Consider the following 14,287-nt stretch of genomic DNA (forward strand, 5'->3'; position numbering starts at 1 on the left):
CACGAGCGTGACCGACGGCAAGGAGCACATCGAGCCCGCACTGGTGCGGGCGTGGGTGACCGAGACGGTCCGGACGCTCGGGGAGGCCAGGGCGCGCATCGACAGCGCGAACGTCTTCCCCGTCGCGGACGCGGACACGGGCACCAACATGCTCCTGACGGTCACCGAGGGAGCGCGGGCCGTGTCTGCCCTGCCCGACGGCGAGCCCACCGACACCGTCCTGGTCGCCTTCGCGCGGGGTGCGCTGCTCGGGGCGCGCGGGAACTCGGGCGTGATCCTCAGCGAGTTCCTGCGCGGCTTCGCGGGCGCGGTCACGTTCGCGGACCAGCCCGTGGGGTCGCTGCGCGTCGCGACGCGGTTCGAGGCCGCCGCGCGCGCCTCGTACGCGGCCGTCGCCGCCCCCGTGCCCGGGACGATCCTCACGGCCGCGAGCGGCGGTGCGTCGGCGGCGCGCGCCGCGGCCGACGCGGGCGCCGACCTGACGGGAGTCGTGGTCGCGGCGCGTGACGGATCTCACCGCGCCATGCTCCGCAGCCCCAGCGAGCTCGAGGTCCTCTCGCGCGCCGGCGTGCTCGACGCGGGGGCCTACGGGCTCGTGCTCGTGCTCGACGCGCTGTGCCGCGTCCTGGGCGCGGACGGGCTCGACGGGGCAGGGCTCGAGGCCGAGGCCGCCGCCCGCGGCGGGTCGCCCGGAGCCCTGCCCGGCGCCGGCGGCCACGCCGCGGACCCGGCGGACCCGGTGATGTCGGTGGCCGGCGGCACCATGGACGCCATGGCGACCCTGACGACCGACGCCTCGGTGGACCGGGAGGTGGAGCCGAGCCCCGCGGTCGGGCCCGGCGACCTTGCGCAGGCCGCTGCGCCCGCCGACGGGGGGACCGCGAGCGTGGGGCTGGACGGTGAGTTCGAGGTCATGTTCGTCGTGGAGGCGGGCGTGGGGGACGCGCTCCGCACCGTGTCCCTGGAGACCGACGGCCCCGACCTCGCGGACGCGCTCCGCTCCGCGCTGCAGGAGGTAGGCGACTCGGTCGTCGTGGTCGGCGACGGCGTCTGGCAGGCCCACGTGCACACGGACGACCCGGGGCGCGCGGTCGCCGCGGCCCGTCAGGTCGCCGCCGGCCGGGCCGGGCTGCGCCAGGTCTGCGTGCGCCACCTCGCGACCCAGGTCGCGGCGCGCGGCGTGCACGAGGGCCCGTCAGGTACCGCCCCCCACCCCGACCAGCAGGTGCCCGCGCACGGCGTGGTGACCATCACCTCGGCGCCGGGCCTCGTACCGGACCTCGCCCGCAGCGGGGCCGTGGTCCTGCTCGCGGCCGACCGCGCCCCCGAGCCCGAGGAGGTGCTGCGCGTCGCGGTGGACACCTCGGCCCGGCTCGTCACGGTGCTGCCGGGCAGCGACGCGGCCGCGGCCGCCGCCCGCGCAGCGGCACTGCTGGTCGAGCCGGGCGCGGGCGACCTGCAGGCCGTCGAGGTCCTCGACGCCCCGACCGACCTGCACGTCGTCGCGGCGCTCGCCGCCGCGCAGCTCGTCGAGGAGGGGCAGGCCGAGGCGATGCGTGCCGCGCTCGCCGAGGTCCGGGCGGTCCAGGTCGCAGCGGACGGCTCGCTCGTGCGACCGGCGCTCGAGGAGCTCCTGCGCCCGGACGACGAGGTCCTCACGATCATGCCGGGCCGCCGGGTGGACCCGCTCGTGATCGACGTCGTCGTCGCCATCGCACGCCAGCGCGTCCTGGGCATCGAGGTCGTCGTCCTCGACTCCGGGCGCGACCACGCAGTCCTCGAGCTGGGAGCGGAATGAGCAAGGACCAGACCCCCGAGGCCACGGACCACGTGACCGCTTCCCGGGTGCTGGCCGGAGACCTGGTCACGGGGCCCGTGGACCGGTTCGCCGAGCCGCTCGCCAAGGTGCTCGGCCCGCGGTCCGCCGGCGCGCTCGCGAAGCTGGGCCTCGAGACCACGGGCGACCTGCTGGGCCACTACCCCCGCCGCTACGGCGACCCGGGCAGGCTCACCGACCTCGGCGGGCTCGTGCTCGGCGAGCACGTGACGATCATGGCGCGCGTGGTCCAGGCGACCGTGCGGGCCATGCGCTCGCGGGGCGGGGCCATGATGCAGGCCGAGGTCACCGACGGCGTCCACCGCCTCTCGCTCACGTTCTTCGCCAAGGGCACGGGGGCGCTCCGCACGCACGAGAGCCGTCTCCAGCCTGGGCGCACGGGCCTGTTCACGGGCGTCGTGAGCGCCTACCGCGGGGCGCGCCAGCTCACGCACCCGGACTACCTGATCATCGGGGTCGACGCCGACGACGAGGAGTCGGCTCTCATCGAGGCGCGTCGCCCCATCCCGCTCTACCCGGCGAGCGCCGCGATCCCGAGCTGGCGGATCCAGAAGGCCGTCCGCCAGGTCCTGGACCCGCTGACCGAGGACGAGGTGCCGGACCCGCTGCCGCCCGCCGTCCGCGAGGCCCGCGGGTTCGGGTCGCGGCACGCGGCCCTCAAGGACGTCCACGAGCCGTTCGACACGCGTCAGTGGCAGCACGGGCGCGACCGCCTGCGCTACGAGGAGGCGTTCGTGCTCCAGGCCGCGCTCGCCCAGCGGCGCGCGCGGGCCGAGGCCGAGGAGGCGACGGCCCGCCCGCCGCTCGCCCCGGGCGAGCCCAGCGTCCTCGTGGACTTCGACGCGTCGCTGCCGTTCACGCTCACGGCCGGGCAGCGCGAGATCGGCGAGGAGATCTCCGGAGAGCTCGCGCGCTCGCGGCCCATGCAGCGCCTGCTCCAGGGCGAGGTCGGCTCGGGCAAGACGGTCGTCGCGCTGCGCGCGATGCTCCAGGTGGTCGACGCCGGAGGGCAGGCCGCGCTCCTGGCGCCCACCGAGGTGCTCGCCTCGCAGCACGCCCGCACGCTCGCGACCCTGCTGGGGCCGCTCGCCGAGGGGGGCATGCTGGGCGGGGCGGACCACGGCACGCGCGTCGCGCTCCTCACGGGGTCGATGGGGGCCGCCGCCAAGAAGTCCGCACTGCTCGACGCCGCGAGCGGGCGCGCGGGGATCGTCGTCGGGACGCACGCGCTGCTGAGCGAGAACGTGCAGTTCGCGGACCTCGGGCTGGTCGTGGTCGACGAGCAGCACCGGTTCGGCGTGGAGCAGCGCGACGCGCTGCGGGCCAAGGCGAGGACGAGCCCCCACCTGCTCGTCATGACCGCGACCCCCATCCCGCGCACGGTCGCCATGACGGTCTTCGGCGACCTCGAGACGTCCTCGCTCACCGAGATCCCGGCCGGGCGCGCGGGCATCACGACGCACGTGGTCCCCGCGGACAACGAGGCGTGGATGAACCGGACGTGGCAGCGCGTGCGCGAGGAGGTCGACGCCGGGCACCGCGCGTACGTGGTGTGCGCCCGGATCCACCCCGACGCCGAGGTCCCGGCCCGGGATGCCGGTCCCGACGCCGCAGGGGCCGCGGGCGAGGGCAAGGGGGCCGCGAGGAGGAGGTCGCGGACCGACGACTTCGACGAGGTACCCGACTTCCTCGACCTCGACGGGACCGGCACGGGGTCGGACCGGCCGCCCCTGCGCGCGGTGCTCGAGGTCGCCGAGGAGCTCGCGCGCGTGCCCGCGCTGCGCGGGCTCTCGGTCGGCGTCCTGCACGGGCAGATGCCCCCCGCGGACAAGGAGAAGGCCATGGCCGACTTCGCGTCCGGCGCGGTGCAGGTCCTGGTCTCCACGACAGTGGTCGAGGTCGGCGTGGACGTGCCCGAGGCCACGGTGATGGTCGTGTTCGACGCGGACCGGTTCGGCCTCTCGCAGCTCCACCAGCTCCGCGGCCGCGTGGGCCGTGGCTCCGCGCCCGGGCTGTGCCTGCTCGTCTCGACCGTCGAGCCCGGCACCCCCGCGGCCGTCCGGGTCGAGACCATGGCCGAGACCACCGACGGCTTCCGCCTCGCGACCGTCGACCTCGAGCTGCGCAGCGAGGGCGACGTGCTGGGTGCGGCCCAGTCCGGCAAGGCGAGCTCGCTGCGGCTGCTGCGCGTCGTCAAGGACGTCGCGGTGATCGAGCAGGCGCGGGCCGACGCGGCCGAGGTGATCGGCGCGGACCCGGACCTCGAGCACCACCCCGAGCTGCGGGCGGCGATCGCCAGCCAGCTCGACCCCGAGCGTGAGGAGTTCCTCGAGCGGGCGTAGCCGGGGCCTTGGCCCACCCCGTCTAGGCTGTCCCGCATGACGAGGATCGTGGCCGGGACGGTCGGAGGACGCAGCCTGCAGGTGCCCCCCAAGGGCACGCGGCCCACGAGCGACCGGGTGCGCGAGGCGATCTTCTCGCGCCTCGAGCACTACGGGGTCCTCGAGGGGGCCTACGTCCTGGACCTGTACGCGGGCTCGGGTGCGCTGGGCCTGGAGGCGGCCTCGCGCGGCGCGCAGAAGGTCGTGCTGGTCGACGCCGCGCGCGTCGCCGCGGAGGTCTGCCGGACCAACGTGAGGACCCTCGGTCTGACGAACGTGCAGGTCGTCCAGGACAAGGCCGAGAAGTTCGTCCTGTCGCCGCCGACGACCACGTGGGACGTCGTCTTCATCGACCCTCCCTACGACCTCGCGGAGGCCGTGGTCGCCGAGCTCCTCCGGCAGCTCTCCGCGACGTCGGCGCTCGTCGAGGACGCGGTCGTGGTCGTCGAGCGTTCGACGCGCAGCCCCGAGCCGCAGTGGCCCGCGGGGTGGGAGCTGCTCGCCCGCAAGGACTACGGCGAGACGGCCGTGTACTACGCGGGTCCGGCTGCGACCGAGGAGTCCGCGGCCGACGCGCCCTGAGCGAACTAGAGCGCGGCAGGGGCGGCGGGCGCGCGCAGCGACGTCTCGTCGAGCAGGCCCACGGGAACACGGTCCAGCTCGTCGGCCGGGACCAGCTCGACGCGCTCTCCCGCGACCGAGGCCAGCAGCGCGCGCGTCGGCGCGTCGTCCGTGAGGCTCCCCTCGCTGTCCACGAAGTACTCGCGCAGGAACGTGCGCAGCGGGGCCGCGGGCACGCTCGTCGCCGTGGGGTCCTCGGTCGCGAGCGTCATGAGCAGCAGCGCGGGCACACGCTCGGCGCCGGGTGCGTTGCCGGGCTGGAAGTACGGCACCGCCAGGACACGTCCGCCGTGGCGCGCGTAGAACCGCAGCCGCGCCTCGGGGTCCCCGTGCGCCTCGCTCGCCGAGTGGAAGCCCGGGTGCTCGACCTCTCCCAGCACCATGACCGGGCGCAGGTTCGTCAGCCATGCGGCCACGGCCGCCCCGAGCAGCGCCGCGCCGATCCCGCCCCCGCGCCGCCCCGGCGCGATCGCCAGGTACTGGACGAGCAGGACGCGCGCCTCGGCCGACCACGAGCCGACGACGCCGGCCACCACACGCCCGGCAGGCGCCTCGCCCGGCTCGCCGTCCGCCGTGCCGGACCTGGGCCCAGCCGCACCCTGTCCGCTCGGGGGAGCGGCGCCGTCGGGCACCTCCACGACCCCCAACGACTCCAGGTGCCCCGCCGCGTGGTCCGCGAGGAACGACGAGAGCGAGACCAGCTCCGCGGGCGGGAACGACGGGCTCAGCACGTCCCGGTAGAGCTGCGTGAGCTGCTCGACCGAGCGGAGGGGGACGACGACGGGACCGGACTGGGGAGACATGGCACCCATCCTGCCGCGCCCGCGCCCTGCGCGCGGCCTGACGCGGCCCGCGGCGGGCCCTGACCTGCCCGGATTCCCGAGGGCCGTGTACTACCGTGGCGAGGTGACCATCGCCGTCTGCCCGGGGTCGTTCGACCCCCTCACCCTCGGCCACCTCGACATCGTCCGCCGAGCGCGGTCGTTGTTCGACGAGGTCGTCCTGGGGGTCGCCCGCAACTCGTCCAAGTCCGCGCTCCTCAGTGCGGAGCAGCGCGTCGAGATCGCGCGCGCCGCGCTCGACGCGAGCCCGGGACTCGAGGACGTGCGCGTCGCGATCGTCCCCGGCCTCCTCGTGGACTTCTGCCGCGAGGTCGGTGCCGTGGCCGTCGTCAAGGGCCTGCGCGGAGGCGCGGACTTCGACGCCGAGCTGCCCATGGCCCTCATGAACCGCCACCTCGTGGGCGTCGAGACCGTGTTCGTCCCGGGCGACCCCGCCCTCGCCCACGTCGCGTCCTCGCTCGTCAAGGACGTGGCCCGCTTCGGGGGGCCGGTCGACGACCTGGTCCCGGCGGGGGTGGGCGACCTCGTGCGCCAGGCGCTCGCGGACCGCGCGGCCGGCACGACGCCCGCGGCAGAGCAGAGGCGGCAGGCGCAGCAGGCGACCCCCACCACGGAAGGAACAGGCCGATGAACGACCACCCGCTCGCGCAGACCGAGGACGAGGCCCAGACCGAGGCCGGGCTCCACGTGATCCTCGACGACCTGGCCCACCTCGTCGAGACCGCCCGGGCCATGCCCATGTCGTCCTCGGTCCTGGTCCACAAGGCCGACGCCCTGGCGCTCGTCGACGAGATGCGTCGCGCGCTGCCCGAGCAGCTCGCGCACGCCGACGAGGTGCTCGCGGAGGCCGACGCGGTCCTTGCGGAGGCGAACAAGCAGGCCGAGGACATCCTCACGACGGCGCGCGCCCGCGCGATCGAGCTGGTCCAGAAGGAGCAGGTCGCGGTGCAGGCCGAGTCGCGGGCCCACGCGATCGTCGAGGACGCCGAGCGGACCGCCGCCGAGCTGCGGGTCGACGCCGACGACTACTGCGACCGTCGCCTCGCCGAGTTCGAGGTGGACCTGGGCAAGGTCATGGCGCAGGTGCACGCCGGGCGGGCCAAGCTCGCCCAGCGCATGGGGGAGCTCCAGGGAGCCGAGGGCTCGGGGGAGTAGGTCGCGGGGCCGCGGACAGCCCGTCCGATCCGGGTCAGTTCGCGGGGTTAGACGGCGGTTCGGTCATGCCGTAAGATGGTCCGTTGGTCCTGCCTGTCATCGGCTGGGGCCGAGGTGCACGTTCATCTCCCTGAGATCCCCCTGGTTCTTGCGGGACTGGCGTGCGCGCTGTGACCTTGAACACCTGGCGACCCGCTCGGGTCGCTGACAACCCGTGGAGGAACCCATCACTCTCGACTCGCGCTCGCCTCTTGTGCTCGACACCTACGAGCTCGGTCGGCGTCCCGGATCGATGCGTGAAGTGACTCGCTCGGTCAAGGCTCCGGCAGACCTCGGTACCGTCGTGATCGGCATCCCTGAAGGCACTGATCTCGAGCTGGACGTCCGGCTCGAGTCGGTGATGGACGGGGTCCTGGTGACAGGGACTGCCCAGGCCCAGGCGGTCGGGGAGTGCGTGCGGTGCTTGGAACCGGTGACGGCTGACGTCGTCGCGGACATCCAGGAGCTGTTCGTGTATCCCGAGCGTGCGAAGGCCGCGGCAGAGTCCGGTGACGACGAGGACGAGGTGTACGAGCTCGAGGGCGACCTGATCGATCTCGAGCCCGCGCTTCGGGATTCCGTCGTCACTGCACTACCATTCAGACCGTTGTGTCAGCCCGATTGCCAGGGCCTGTGCTCCGAGTGCGGAGCACGTCTGGCTGAGGATCCTGATCACTCGCACGACATTGTCGATCCCCGGTGGTCGGCACTACAGAGCATGCTCGAGGATCCGAGCGTGTCCGACGAGACGAAAGAGAGCTAGCCGTGGCTGTTCCGAAGCGCAAGATGTCGCGCAGCAACACCCGTGCGCGTCGTTCGCAGTGGAAGACCACCGCCGCGAACCTCACGACCTGCCCGCAGTGCAAGGGCGACAAGCTGTCGCACGCTGCGTGCCCGACCTGCGGCACCTACAAGGGCCGTCAGTACGTCGAGGCGCTGCGCACCGAGCACGCAGGCTGAATAGCGTGACGCCGGAAGCCCCTGCGGCCGCCGGTCTTCTCGAGAGGCTCGGGATCCACCTGGATCCCGAGCTTCTCGTGCTTGCACTGACGCACCGTTCGTTCGCCCACGAGCACGGCGGCATCCCCACCAACGAGCGCCTCGAGTTCCTCGGGGACACCGTGCTGGGGCTCGTCGTGACCGAGGCGCTGTACCGCCGCCACCCGGACCTGCCGGAGGGTGAGCTCGCCAAGATGCGCGCCGCCACGGTCTCGCAGAAGTCGCTCGCCGCGATCGCGCGCGACCTGGGCCTCGGCGGGTACATCCTGCTCGGCAAGGGCGAGATCCGGACCCGCGGCAACGACAAGGACTCGATCCTGTCGGACACCGTCGAGGCGCTGATCGGTGCGACCTACCTGAGCCACGGCCTCGAGGTCGCTCGCGACCTGGTGCACCGGCTCGTGGACCCGACGCTCGCCGTCGCCGCAGACCTGGGCGCAGGACTCGACTGGAAGACCTCTCTCCAGGAGTCCGCCGCGGCCCGCAACCTGGGCGCTCCGGCCTACTCGAGCACGGGCGACGGTCCCGACCACGCCCGCACCTTCACGTCCGAGGTCTCGCTCGACGGCGTCGTCTACGGCACGGGCCACGGCTCGGCCAAGAAGTACGCCGAGCAGGAGGCCGCCGAGATGGCGTACCTCGCCATCCAGAAGCTGCCGCTGCCCGCCTCGGCCGCGGACGCACGGGCGGACCAGGACGAGCACCTCGACGAGCCGGGCACCGTTGCCTGAGCTCCCCGAGGTCGAGACCGTCCGTGACGGTCTCGCCCGCCACGTCACCGGACGCACGGTCACGGGCGTCGAGGTCCTGCGCGACTACTCGGTCCGTCGCCACGAGGGTGGCCCGGACAGCTTCCGCGGCCAGCTCGTGGGGCAGCGCGTGGGCGCCGCGGTCCGCCGCGGCAAGTACCTGTGGCTCCTCCTGGAGGAGACGTCGGGCGCGGTGGACGGCGCGTCCGGCGACCTGCCCGACGGCGCCGCGCCCGCGGGCGGGCACGTCACCGCGCTCATGGCGCACCTGGGCATGAGCGGCCAGCTCCTGGTCCGGTCGGGGACCGCCGCGGTCGAGAAGGTGCCGCACCTGCGGGTCCGGCTCGAGCTGTCCGGGCTCGCCGGCGAGGACGAGGCGGATGCGCCGCGCACCCTCGACTTCGTGGACCAGCGCACGTTCGGGCACCTGTCCGTGACGGATCTCGCACCGACCCCCGACGGTGCGCCCGGAGGCTGGGGGTCGCCCCTCGCGGAGATCCCCGAGCCCGCCGCGCACATCGCGCGCGACCTGCTCGACCCCGCGCTGCGCCGCGACGACCTCGCACGGGCGGTGCGCCGTCGTCGGACCGGGATCAAGCGCGCGCTGCTCGACCAGCGCCTCGTGTCCGGCGTCGGCAACATCTACGCCGACGAGGCCCTGTGGCGCGCCGGGCTCCACTACGCGCGCCCCACCGACACCCTGCGACTGGCCGAGGCGCACCGCGTGCTCGACGCCGCCGAGGAGGTCATGCGAGAGGCCCTCGCCCAGGGCGGGACCAGCTTCGACGAGCTCTACGTCAACGTCAACGGCCAGTCCGGGTACTTCTCGCGCTCGCTCGCGGTGTACGGGCGCGAGGGCGAGGAGTGCACGCGCTGCGGGGCGCTCGTGCGGCGCGACGAGTTCATGAACCGGTCGTCGTACACGTGCCCCGTCTGCCAGAAGGTGCCGCGGAACGCGCGCTGGTAGGTGCCCGTGGGGCGCGCACTCAGCCGCGCGGGACCACGTTGCGCAGCGGGCGGCCCGCGCGCAGGTTCTCCAGGTTCTCCAGGACCAGGGCCGACGCGCCCTGCGGTCGCCCTCCCGCGACGTGGGGAGTCAGGATCGTGCGCGGGGCGTCCCACAGCGGTGAGTCCGCCGGGAGCGGCTCGATCTCCGTCACGTCCAGCGCGGCGCCGCCCAGACGGCCCTCGCGCAGCGCGGCGACCAGGGCGACCTCGTCGACCGTCGCTCCCCGGCCCGCGTTGACGAACCACGCGTGGTCCGGGAGCTGGGCGATGCGGGCGGCGTCGAACGCGTGGCGCGTCGCCGGGACCGCGGGCAGCAGAGAGACCAGGACGTCGGTCGTCGCCAGGACCCGTGGCAGGTCCGCGTCGGTCACGACGGGGAAGCCGAACCGGTCGCCCGCGGTGCTCGCGACCCCCGTGACGCGCGCCCCGAGTGCCGCGTAGAGCGGTGCGAGCGCGGCCGCGATCGAGCCGAAGCCCCAGATCGTGACCTGCGCACCGTGCAGCGTGAAGCGCGAACTCGTCGCCGGGTCGGCCTGCTCGTCTCCCAGCGCCGAGTCCCACCGGTGCTCGCGCTGCGCCGTGCCCAACCGGTCGAGCCGCCGGACCGCCGCGAGCGTCAGGGCCAGGGTGTGCTCGGCCACGGGACCGTCGTGCAGCGACCGACCGTTGGTCACGACCACATCCGGGGCGAAGCCCGCCGCGAGGATCGCGTCAGGCCCTGCGGCGAGGGTCTGGACCCAGCGCAACCGGGGCAGGTGCGCGGCGGCGTCCGCGAGGTTCGCGGGGGTGTTGGCCCAGGCGACCAGGACCTCGGCGTCGCGGTGCTCGACCGGGAGGGGCGCTCCGCCGTCGTACTCGACGAACACGTCCCGTGCTCCGTGTCCGCTCGCCGCGGTGTCGCCGGCCCCCTGGGACGTGAGGTCGAGCGGGAGGGAGTCGGGGACGAGGATCTTCACGCGTGGCTCCAGACGAGGGCGAGGGCGGTGCGGACGGGCCGACGGCCGGGGCACCGGCGGGACGGCCCCGTCGACGCTATCAGCGCGACAGGCCCGACCGTCCCGGCGTGTCGCGGGCGGGCCAGGTGCCGCCCGTTCCGGGAGCGCAATCCCCGGCCGGGCGATATGTTCGCAACGTCTGGCACGTTCGAGCGGTTCTCGGCGACCCGTCCGTCCAGGGGGGTCTCGGCGGCACGGAGGAAAGATGGCCTCACCCACAGCGGAGTCGGGCAGTCCAGGGACGCCCTCGTCGGTCACGTCGGAGGGCCGCGGTGCACCGCCCACCCGCGAGGAGATGCGCGCGGCGATCACGGCCCGGACGCCCAAGAACTACATCACGTGGCTGATGCTCGCGTTCATGATCACGTCGTCGGTCGCGAGCCTGCGAGCTGCGCCGACCATGGCGGTCTACGGGCTGTCCGCGGTGTTCCTCTACATCGTGCCCGCGATCGTGTTCCTGCTGCCGACGTCGCTCGTCTCGGCCGAGCTGGCCTCCGGCTGGTCCGGCGGCGTGTACCGGTGGGTCGCGGACGGCATCTCGAAGCCCGCGGGGTTCCTGGCGATCTGGTGCCAGTTCGCCATGACGATCTTCTACTACCCGAGCCTCCTCGGGTACGTGGCGAGCACGTTCGCGTACGTCATCAACCCCTCGCTCGCGAGCAACGGGCTCTACGTCGCGATCGTGATCGTGGTGCTGTTCTGGACGGGCGTGTGGGTGTCGTCGCAGGGCACCAAGACCGTGGCGGGCCTCTCGAGCTTCGGGCTCATCATCGGGACCCTGGTTCCCGGGGCGCTGCTCGTGATCCTGGGGCTCGTGTTCCTCGGGCAGGGCAACACGTCGGCGGCCCCGATGGACGCCTCGCACCTGCTGCCCCAGTGGACCGGGATCGCGTCGCTCGTGCTCGTGGTCAACAACTTCCTGTCCTACGCGGGCATGGAGATGAACGCCGTGCACGTGACCAGCCTGCGCAAGCCGGCCAAGGAGTTCCCGCGCTCGATGTTCCTCGCGATCGGCCTGGTGCTGCTGATCTTCATCCTCCCGGCGCTCGCGATCAGCTGGGTCATCCCGGCCGACCAGCTCAGCCTGACGGCGGGGGTCATGCAGGCGTTCGACGCGTTCTTCGCGAACTTCGGCGTGAGCTGGCTGACGCCGATCCTGGGCCTCATGCTCATCGCGGCCTCGCTCGGTGGCATGCTCACCTGGCTCGCCGGACCGTCCAAGGGCCTGCTGACCGTGGCGCGCGAGGAGGGCTACCTGCCACGCTTCCTGCAGAAGCTCAACAAGCACGGGGTCCAGCAGAACATCCTGGTCTCGCAGGGCCTGGTGACCACGGTGATCGCGCTGCTCTACGCGTTCATCCCGGACGTCTCGAGCTCCTACTGGATCCTCTCGGTCATCACGACGCAGGTGTACCTGATCATGTACCTCCTGCTCTTCGTGGCGGCCGTCCGGCTGCGGCGGAACAAGCCCGACCACCCGCGCGGGTACCGCGCACCGGCGCTCACGCTGCTGTGCACCGTCGGCTTCCTCGCCTCGGTCGCGGCCATGATCATCGGCTTCGTGCCCCCGGCCCAGTTCTCGAGCGGCAGCAGCGGGGTCTACCTGCTGATCGTCGGCGGCGGGCTCGGGGTCGTCGGCATCCTGGTCCCCGCGCTCTTCTACTTCCTGCGCAAGCCCCACTGGAAGAACCCCGACAACGTCGGGGGCCCGGAGGAGCCGCTCGTCGACGCTCCCGTCGACGGACCGAAGGAGGCGTGACATGACCACGACGTCGACGACGGGTGGGCCGGGCGGCACCGACGGTCTGCCGCAGCACGAGGACGAGCCGGACGGCACCCGGCGCTGGATCGTCTACACCGCGGCCGCGATCCTGGCCGTCGGGGTCGGGATCCTCATGGCCGTGCTGTACAACAGCTACCACGCCTCGCAGGACCGCGAGCTCGCCGAGCAGCGGGCAGCCGAGCTGCACGGCAAGTTCGAGGAGATCGGGATCACGGCGTTCGACGAGGACCAGATCGTCGCGGTGCTGGGCGCCGACGGCGGTGGCTTCTGCAGCGACCCGGCCGCCCTGGTGAAGGCGACGGCGAACCTCGGGTCCACGAACGGGGCCACGGGCCCCGGCAGCAGGCCGTCGCTCGTCGACGAGCGACGGCTCGCAGGGGACCGCCTCGTGATCGAGGTCTACTGCCCCGAGCAGCTCGACGAGTTCGACGACTACGTCGACTCCCTCAACCTCGACGAGAACACGACCAACCAGGAGGAATCGTGAGCAGCGCCCCGGAAGATCTCACGCCCGTGCAGGAGCAGGTCGCGTCACTGCTGCCCCGAGCCCTCGACGACCTGCGGACCCTGGTCGCGATCCCGTCGGTCGCCGACGAGCGGCTCTTCCCCCGCGAGGACTGCGAGAGGGCCGCGCACTGGGTAGCCGACGCCTTCCGCGCCGAGGGGATCGACGACGCCCGCCTGGTCGAGACCCCCGACGGGTCGAACGTGGTGCTGGGCTACCGCCCCGGCCCACCCGGAGCCCCCACGGTGCTCCTCTACTCGCACTACGACGTGCAGCCCCCGCTCGACGACGCCGCGTGGCACACGCCGCCGTTCGAGCTCACCGAGCGCGACGGGCGCCTCTACGGGCGTGGGTCGGCCGACTGCAAGGGCAACATCGTCACGCACCTCACGGCGCTGCGCGCCCTCCGGGCGCTCGGCGGCGACGACTTCCCGGTGGGTGTCCGGATCGTCATCGAGGGGTCCGAGGAACAGGGCACGGGCGGCCTGGACCAGTACGTCGAGGCGCACCCGGGCGAGCTCGCCGCGGACGCGATCCTCATCGCCGACACGGGCAACGCGACCCTCGGCCTCCCCACGCTCACGGTGTCCCTGCGCGGTGCGACCAACGTCGTCGTGACGGTCGAGGCGCTCAAGGGCGAGATCCACTCGGGCATGTTCGGCGGCGCGGCGCCCGACGCGCTCGCGGCCCTCGTTCACCTCCTGTCCTCGTTGCGCGACGAGGAGGGGAACACGACGATCGACGGCATCCCCCCGGAGATCGCCGACGCCACCTGGCCGGGCGTCGACTACGACCCGGACCAGTTCCGCAGCGACGCCGGGATGCTGGAGGGCACCCGGCTCCTGGGGTCGGGGCGCGTCTCCGACCAGCTGTGGGCCCGGCCGGCCGTCACGATCCTGGGCATCGACGCCCCGAACGTGGTCGGCTCGGCCGCGGCGATCCAGCCCCGGGCTGCGGCCCGGCTCAACCTGCGGGTCCCGCCGGGGGCGGACGCGCAGGACCTCCAGGACAAGCTCGTGGCCCACCTGGAGAACCACGCGCCCTGGGGTGTCAAGGTCACGACGACGCGCGACGCCGTCGGGCAGCCGTTCCAGGCCCGGACCGACGGGCACGTGTTCGACACGCTCTCGCGTGCGCTGGCCGACGCGTTCGGCAAGGAGACCGTCACGGCGGGCCAGGGCGGGTCGATCCCGCTGTGCAACGTGCTCGCGTCGGAGTACCCCGACGCGCAGATCGTGCTGCTCGGCGTCGAGGAGCCCGCGTGCCTCATCCACGCGCCCAACGAGTCGGTCGCGCCGAGCGAGATCGAGCAGCTCGCGGTGGGCGAGGCGCTGTTCCTGTCCCGGCTGGGGGCGGGGGCGTCCCAGGGCTGA

The 14,287-nt window shown here is 73.5% G+C and carries 14 protein-coding genes; 12 read left to right on the forward strand and 2 right to left on the reverse strand.

The window, feature by feature from the left end:
- Nucleotides 1-7 precede the first annotated feature (7 nt).
- The 3 genes from OERS_RS10375 to rsmD are packed head-to-tail and all read left to right on the forward strand — an operon-like array spanning nucleotide 8 to nucleotide 4,800.
- Nucleotides 8-1,798 (forward strand): DAK2 domain-containing protein, encoded by a 1,791-nt coding sequence (locus OERS_RS10375; protein WP_068625704.1) that lies wholly within the window; start codon nucleotides 8-10, stop codon nucleotides 1,796-1,798.
- Entirely contained in the window at nucleotides 1,795-4,179 is a 2,385-nt protein-coding gene (locus OERS_RS10380) for an ATP-dependent DNA helicase RecG (protein WP_083201368.1), read from the forward strand. Before OERS_RS10375 ends, OERS_RS10380 begins: the two co-directional genes overlap by 4 nt.
- Before the next feature lie 36 nt (nucleotides 4,180-4,215).
- Complete coding sequence (rsmD, locus tag OERS_RS10385; protein ID WP_068625705.1) at nucleotides 4,216-4,800, forward strand: 16S rRNA (guanine(966)-N(2))-methyltransferase RsmD; 585 nt, start codon at nucleotides 4,216-4,218, stop codon at nucleotides 4,798-4,800.
- A gap of 5 nt (nucleotides 4,801-4,805) precedes the next feature.
- On the opposite strand, the gene OERS_RS10390 is transcribed toward rsmD, so the two are convergent.
- Nucleotides 4,806-5,642, reverse strand: coding sequence for a hypothetical protein (locus OERS_RS10390; protein WP_068625706.1), 837 nt, complete (start codon nucleotides 5,640-5,642; stop codon nucleotides 4,806-4,808).
- 103 nt (nucleotides 5,643-5,745) lie between these two features.
- Between OERS_RS10390 and coaD the strand changes: the two genes are divergently transcribed.
- From coaD to mutM, 6 genes are all read left to right on the forward strand, one after another.
- Nucleotides 5,746-6,312, forward strand: a complete 567-nt coding sequence (gene coaD, locus OERS_RS10395; RefSeq protein ID WP_082848867.1) for a pantetheine-phosphate adenylyltransferase — start codon at nucleotides 5,746-5,748, stop codon at nucleotides 6,310-6,312.
- Nucleotides 6,309-6,836, forward strand: a complete 528-nt coding sequence (locus OERS_RS10400; protein WP_068625707.1) for a hypothetical protein — start codon at nucleotides 6,309-6,311, stop codon at nucleotides 6,834-6,836. Before coaD ends, OERS_RS10400 begins: the two co-directional genes overlap by 4 nt.
- A gap of 214 nt (nucleotides 6,837-7,050) precedes the next feature.
- On the forward strand, nucleotides 7,051-7,638 hold the full coding sequence (locus tag OERS_RS10405) for a YceD family protein (protein ID WP_056648462.1): 588 nt from the start codon (nucleotides 7,051-7,053) through the stop codon (nucleotides 7,636-7,638).
- A gap of 2 nt (nucleotides 7,639-7,640) precedes the next feature.
- Complete coding sequence (gene rpmF / locus OERS_RS10410) at nucleotides 7,641-7,835, forward strand: 50S ribosomal protein L32 (protein ID WP_056648464.1); 195 nt, start codon at nucleotides 7,641-7,643, stop codon at nucleotides 7,833-7,835.
- A 5-nt stretch (nucleotides 7,836-7,840) separates the two neighbouring features.
- Nucleotides 7,841-8,605, forward strand: coding sequence for a ribonuclease III (gene rnc, locus OERS_RS10415; RefSeq protein ID WP_068625708.1), 765 nt, complete (start codon nucleotides 7,841-7,843; stop codon nucleotides 8,603-8,605).
- Entirely contained in the window at nucleotides 8,598-9,590 is a 993-nt protein-coding gene (gene mutM, locus OERS_RS10420) for a bifunctional DNA-formamidopyrimidine glycosylase/DNA-(apurinic or apyrimidinic site) lyase (RefSeq protein WP_068625709.1), read from the forward strand. Before rnc ends, mutM begins: the two co-directional genes overlap by 8 nt.
- A 19-nt stretch (nucleotides 9,591-9,609) precedes the next feature.
- On the opposite strand, the gene OERS_RS10425 is transcribed toward mutM, so the two are convergent.
- A complete protein-coding gene (locus tag OERS_RS10425; RefSeq protein WP_068625710.1) occupies nucleotides 9,610-10,587 on the reverse strand; it encodes an NAD(P)-dependent oxidoreductase in 978 nt (325 codons plus the stop codon).
- Between the two features lie 244 nt (nucleotides 10,588-10,831).
- Between OERS_RS10425 and OERS_RS10430 the strand changes: the two genes are divergently transcribed.
- The 3 genes from OERS_RS10430 to OERS_RS10440 are packed head-to-tail and all read left to right on the forward strand — an operon-like array spanning nucleotide 10,832 to nucleotide 14,287.
- Nucleotides 10,832-12,385 (forward strand): APC family permease, encoded by a 1,554-nt coding sequence (locus OERS_RS10430; protein WP_248948504.1) that lies wholly within the window; start codon nucleotides 10,832-10,834, stop codon nucleotides 12,383-12,385.
- A gap of 1 nt (nucleotide 12,386) precedes the next feature.
- The gene (locus OERS_RS10435; RefSeq protein WP_056648471.1) at nucleotides 12,387-12,896 is read left to right on the forward strand and encodes a hypothetical protein; all 510 of its coding nucleotides are present in this window, start codon (nucleotides 12,387-12,389) and stop codon (nucleotides 12,894-12,896) included.
- Nucleotides 12,893-14,287: a dipeptidase gene (locus OERS_RS10440; RefSeq protein ID WP_068625711.1), complete on the forward strand. Its 1,395-nt coding sequence runs from the start codon at nucleotides 12,893-12,895 to the stop codon at nucleotides 14,285-14,287. The genes OERS_RS10435 and OERS_RS10440 overlap by 4 nt, the downstream gene beginning before the upstream one ends.

This window comes from Oerskovia enterophila, assembly GCF_001692445.1.
Taxonomy (GTDB): Bacteria; Actinomycetota; Actinomycetes; order Actinomycetales; family Cellulomonadaceae; genus Oerskovia; species Oerskovia enterophila.

Excerpts from the sequence above, each read along its gene's own strand:
- OERS_RS10380 (WP_083201368.1), top strand. The coding sequence starts at position 1,795 with ATGAGCAAGGACCAGACCCCCGAGGCCACGGACCACGTGACCGCTTCC.
- rsmD (WP_068625705.1), top strand. The coding sequence starts at position 4,216 with ATGACGAGGATCGTGGCCGGGACGGTCGGAGGACGCAGCCTGCAGGTG.
- OERS_RS10390 (WP_068625706.1), bottom strand. The coding sequence starts at position 5,642 with ATGTCTCCCCAGTCCGGTCCCGTCGTCGTCCCCCTCCGCTCGGTCGAG.
- OERS_RS10400 (WP_068625707.1), top strand. The coding sequence starts at position 6,309 with ATGAACGACCACCCGCTCGCGCAGACCGAGGACGAGGCCCAGACCGAG.
- OERS_RS10430 (WP_248948504.1), top strand. The coding sequence starts at position 10,832 with ATGGCCTCACCCACAGCGGAGTCGGGCAGTCCAGGGACGCCCTCGTCG.
- OERS_RS10435 (WP_056648471.1), top strand. The coding sequence starts at position 12,387 with ATGACCACGACGTCGACGACGGGTGGGCCGGGCGGCACCGACGGTCTG.